Raw genomic sequence first — 5,460 nt, forward strand, 5'->3', positions numbered from 1 at the left:
ATGAAGATTATCAAAAGCTTGGGATAGAGGTAAGCGAAGATATTTCGGATTGTGAAGTGTTTTTTGGGGTTAAAGAAATTCCGGTAGACTATTTGATTCCCAATAAGAAATATTTCTTTTTTTCACACACTATTAAAAAGCAAACTCATAACCGAAAATTGTTGCAAGCCATTTTGGAAAAGAATATTGAGTTGTATGATCACGAAACCATTGTTGATTCAGATAACAAACGATTGATTGGTTTTGGAAGATACGCCGGAATTGTCGGAGCCTATAATGGTTTTAGAGCTTTCGGTATCAAATACGAATTATTTACTTTACCCAAGGCTGAAACTTTAAGCAGTAAAGAAGATTTGATTGTTCGCTTAAGAAGACAAATTTTGCCTAACCTTAAAATTGTTTTGACCGGTCGCGGTAAAGTAGGTATGGGTGCTAAGGAAATTTTGGACGGCATGAAAATTAAGCAAGTTACGGTGGATGACTTTTTAAATAAAGTTTACTCTCAACCCGTGTACACTCAGATTGATGTTTTAGATTACAACAAGCGTATAGACGGAAAGAAATTGGACAACAAAGACTTCTATCAAAATCCCAAAGAATATACCTCCGATTTTGAGCGATTTACCAAAGTAGCCGATATTTTTATGGCCGGACATTTTCACGGCAATAATGCACCAGATATTTTAACCCAAGAGATGTTGAAAGCCACTGATTGTAAAATAAAAGTGGTAGCCGATATATCCTGTGATGTCGATGGTCCGATTGCCTGTACTATTAAGGCGTCGACTATTGCAGAACCCTTTTTTGGTTATTTACCTGGTGAACACAAAGAAGTACCTTATACACATCCGGGTTCTATCATGGTGATGTCGGTTGATAATTTGCCTTGCGAATTGCCTAAGGATGCCAGTGAAGGTTTTGGTGAAATGTTTATGACACATGTCATTCCTGCGTTTTTCAACGGGGATAAAGACGGCATTTTGCAACGGGCCAAAATCACTGAAAACGGCAAGTTAACACCTCGTTTTAGTTATTTGCAGGATTACGTTAACGGGCTGTAACATTTGAAAGCTAACCAAACTTAAAAAACCTTCCGGATTTATGCCGGAGGGTTTTTTTAATAATACCAAGATATTTTTATCTTTAGCAAAAATATTCTTTATGAAAAAAATACTATCGCTTTCCTTATTATTATTGCTCAACAGCCTGAATGCTCAAGTGCTGGAATCACCTTCTAAAGCGCTGAAGATGAATTTTCAACTGACTCAAAACGGTAAACCTTCTTATTCCTTAACTTACAAAAATAAACCGGTAGTTTTGAATAGTTTGTTAGGCATTTATCTTAAAGGCGATACCGATTTGGCCTCTAATTTTAAAATAGATAGTATTGGAATGGCTACTGTCAATGAATCCTGGAAACCGGTTTTGGGTGAGCAATCCAAAATTGTAAATCATTACAACGAATTGACGGCTGCGTTATCACAAACAACAACCAAAAGAAGAATCAACATCATCTTCAAACTTTATAATGATGGCTTAGCTTTCCGCTATGAATTCCCAAAACAACCGCAACTCAATTATTTTATCATTTCTGATGAAAAAACAGAATTTAACCTAACTAGCAATCATAAGACTTTTTGGATTCCGGGCGATTTTGACAGTCAGGAATACGCGTATAACGAAACCTTGCTGTCAGAGGTCAATACCGATAAAATCGATTTGAATAATGGTATCGGTTTGAAATCGATAGCCGGTAATTTTATGGTGCAATCGCCATTAATGATGAAAACAAGCGACAAGTTATACCTCAATGTTTTCGAAGCTGCAGTAGTGAATTACCCGGTGATGCATTTAGATTTGAATCCTACAACTTTTGGGTTAACCTCGCATTTGGTGCCGAATGCCATTGGTGATAAAGCCTATTTGCAAACACCTTGTGTTTCGCCTTGGAGAACCATTATGGTTAGTGATGATGCCAGAGAAATTGTGAGCTCTAAAATGATTTTGAACTTGAATGAGCCTTCCAAAATTGAAGACACTTCTTGGATTAAACCTATGAAATATGTTGGTATTTGGTGGGAAATGCACGTAGGAAAATCGACTTGGGATTATGCGGGAAGTCAGAATGCCCAAAATACCGAATCTAGAGAATTAATTGCCAGTGGAAAACACGGTGCCACAACAGCAAACACCAAAAAGTATATTGATTTTGCAGCCAAGCATGGTTTTGATGGCGTTTTAGTAGAAGGTTGGAATGTGGGTTGGGAAGATTGGTTTGGCAATTGGAAAGAAGACGTTTTCGATTTTACTACACCTTATCCGGATTTTAATTTGGCCGAAATTAATGCTTATGCTAAGGCCAAAGGTGTAAAAATGATCATGCATCATGAAACTTCAGGTTCAGTAGCCAACTACGAAAGACATTTAGATCGCGCTTTAGAATTGATGAAAAAGTATGGCTATCCTGCGGCTAAGTCGGGGTACGTTGGGCGAATCATTCCGCGAGGGGAATTTCATGATGGCCAAACGATGGTAAATCATTACAATTTTGTAGCCCGAAGATTTGCCGATTATAAAATGATGGTCAATTCACACGAGAGTTCTCGTCCAACCGGTTACCACAGAACCTTTCCGAATTACATTGCTGCCGAAGCGGCGCGCGGTAATGAGTTCAATGCTTGGAGTGTGGGCAATCCGCCTATGCATGAAACCATTTTACCATTCACCAGATTATTAGGCGGCCCTATGGATTACACACCGGGTATTTTTGAAATCAAAATGAGCGTGTACGATAAAAATAAAAAAGAGCAAGTGCATACTACTTTAGCCAAACAATTGGCTTTGTATGTAACGATGTATTCGCCATTGCAAATGGCTGCTGATTTACCGGAAAATTATGAGCGATATCCGGATGCTTTTCAATTTATAAAAGACGTAGCTGCCGATTGGGAAGAAAGTATCTATTTAGAAGCCGAACCGGGAGATTATCTCACGGTAGCCAGAAAAGCAAAGGGCAGCGAGAACTGGTTTTTAGGCGCTATAACTGATGAGAATGCCAGAACTACTGAAATCAAACTGGATTTTCTAACACCGGGTAAGCAATACCAAGCAATTGTCTATCAGGATGGAATCGATGCCGATTGGGAAAAAAATCCGAAATCTTATATTATAAAAACTATACAAGTAAATTCTAAGTCAAAAATTAAATTAAATTTGGCTAAAGGCGGTGGAACTGCTATTTCTTTTAAACCAATCAACTAAAACCAAACCAAAAGACTAAAATTATGAATTCAGTTACAGTTAAAACCAATTATCCGGCATTATATACCCTCATAACCGTTTTTTTCTTTTGGGGATTTATTGCGGCCGGTAACAGTATTTTTATCCCGTTTTGTAAGAGCTACTTTTCATTAGACCAATTTCAATCGCAGTTAGTAGATTTTGCTTTTTATACTGCTTATTATGTTGGGGCATTATTGCTCTTTGCTTTAGGAGATATTTCCGGTAAAGATATTGTTGGGAAATGGGGTTATAAGAAAAGTATTGTTTACGGATTATTATTTTCTGCACTTGGTGCCGGAGCTATGATTGTTGCTGTCGAAGCGGGTCTGTACGTAGGCATGTTAGTAGGATTATTTATAGTTGCATTAGGTTTTTCATTGCAACAAACAGCAGCTAATCCATTTGCTATTTTATTAGGTGATCCAAAAACCGGTGCCAGTAGGGTAAATCTTGGCGGTGGCATTAATTCTTTTGGAACTACTATCGGTCCGATAGTCGTGGCTTTAGCTTTATTCGGAACAGCAGAATCCATATCAGATGAGCAAATAAAAGCTTTAGAATTAAGTAAAGTTGTGCTTTTATATATTGGCGTTGGATTATTGTTCATAGCCGCAGCGGCATTATTTTATTTTTCTAAAAAAGTACCGAGTGGTATCGCTAATGAGCCGATGGAAAAAGCCAATAAAGCGTTACGCACTTTAGTTGTAATGACTGTTTTGCTTGCAGTAATGTTTACGCCAATTTTCCAAAGTTATAAAAGTGATGCGGCCTTGAGTATAGAAAAATTAGAAGCTAAGATACAAGATTTAAAAAAGGCAGATGATGCTGTTGTAGATCCAGTTATTAATTTTGAAAATGCTGTTAAACAACTTCAAGATGAAGTTCAATTACTGAAAGAACCGCTTGAAAAAGAACGAATGCTTTGGCTTTCCGGAGCTTTGTTAGTTGTTCTTGGCGGTATTTTGTTTTCTTATACAGCCGCCAAAAAGAATTCTGAAGGTTGGGGTGCGATGCAATACCCGCAATTGGTTTTAGGGATGTTGGCTATTTTTACTTATGTTGGAGTTGAAGTCGCCATTGGAAGTAATTTGGGAGAACTTTTAAAGTTAAAGGAGTTCGGAAGTCTGCAATCGTCTGATATTGCTCCTTACATTTCAATGTATTGGGGAAGCTTGATGATTGGACGTTGGGCAGGTGCCATCAGTGTATTTAATCTTCATGGGAATAAAAAAACAATGGCTTTAATCGTTGTACCTTTGATCGCTTTCGGGGTCATTTTAGGGGTTAACATACTTTCCGGAAAAGATATGAAACCACTTTATTATTATGTTATTTGTGTATTAATTCAAATAGGAGCTTTCTTTTTGAGTAAAGATAAACCGGCAAGAACCTTGATGATTTTTGGAAGTTTCGGAGTTATAGCGATGTTGATTGGTTTATTTACCAACGGAACAGTTGCTATTTATGCTTTCTTAGCAGGAGGATTAGCTTGCAGTATTATGTGGCCATCAATTTTTAGTTTGTCTATTATAGGATTAGGCAAATATACTTCACAAGGTTCAGCTTTTTTAATTATGATGATTTTAGGTGGAGGTATTATTCCACCAATTCAAGGTAAATTGTCTGACATTATTGGAATTCATGAATCTTATATTATTGCAGTAGTTTGTTTTGCCTATTTGACGTTATTTGCCATCTTAGTGAAAGGTATCTTGAAAAAACAAAATATTGATGTTGATGATATTCAAGCCGAAGGCAGTCATTAAGAATATAAAATGAATTAAATCAAAAATCCCGCATCGTGTAAACTTTGCGGGATTTTTTTCATCAAAACCTAACCAAAAAATCAACTAACCCAATTTATTTTTTTTCTTCAATTACTGCTTTAGTACCATCTGCTTTGTAATAGTAATAATCATCATCATTGTTGGCTTGGTAACTGTAAACATTGTGGTTGTTGTAGTATACATAACCTTGGTTTCTGTAACCTTTAACACTTCCAATCATCTCTACAATATCACCTCTACGGTTATATACTATTTGCAAACCACCAATTTGCGTTAAGGCAAATCTGTTGTATCTCATGTAAACAGTTCCAATTCGGCTTACTCTGTCTCTGCTGTCGTAGTTGATAAAAGTGTTACCAACTCTTCGAACTCTACCAAAACTGTCGTGCTC

General features: G+C 36.9%; 3 protein-coding genes and 1 pseudogene. 3 read left to right on the forward strand and 1 reads right to left on the reverse strand.

Translation table 11 applies throughout. The features are described from left to right. The 3 genes from ACIQ32_RS11115 to ACIQ32_RS11125 form a co-directional block, all read left to right on the forward strand. The coding region (locus ACIQ32_RS11115; RefSeq protein WP_396195759.1) for an NAD(P)-dependent oxidoreductase at positions 1–1,061 on the forward strand (1,061 nt) is incomplete at its 5' end. 100 nt (positions 1,062–1,161) lie between these two features. Beyond that, complete coding sequence (locus ACIQ32_RS11120) at positions 1,162–3,261, forward strand: glycoside hydrolase family 97 protein (RefSeq protein ID WP_396195760.1); 2,100 nt, start codon at positions 1,162–1,164, stop codon at positions 3,259–3,261. Positions 3,262–3,284: 23 nt separating this feature from the next. Beyond that, the gene (locus tag ACIQ32_RS11125) at positions 3,285–5,048 is read left to right on the forward strand and encodes an MFS transporter (protein ID WP_396195761.1); all 1,764 of its coding nucleotides are present in this window, start codon (positions 3,285–3,287) and stop codon (positions 5,046–5,048) included. Between the two features lie 94 nt (positions 5,049–5,142). Here the strand turns inward: ACIQ32_RS11125 and ACIQ32_RS11130 are convergent. Next, positions 5,143–5,460 (reverse strand): annotated as a pseudogene (locus ACIQ32_RS11130) (hypothetical protein); the annotation flags it as partial.

It is taken from the genome of Flavobacterium sp., assembly GCF_044373165.1.
Lineage (GTDB): Bacteria > Bacteroidota > Bacteroidia > Flavobacteriales > Flavobacteriaceae > Flavobacterium.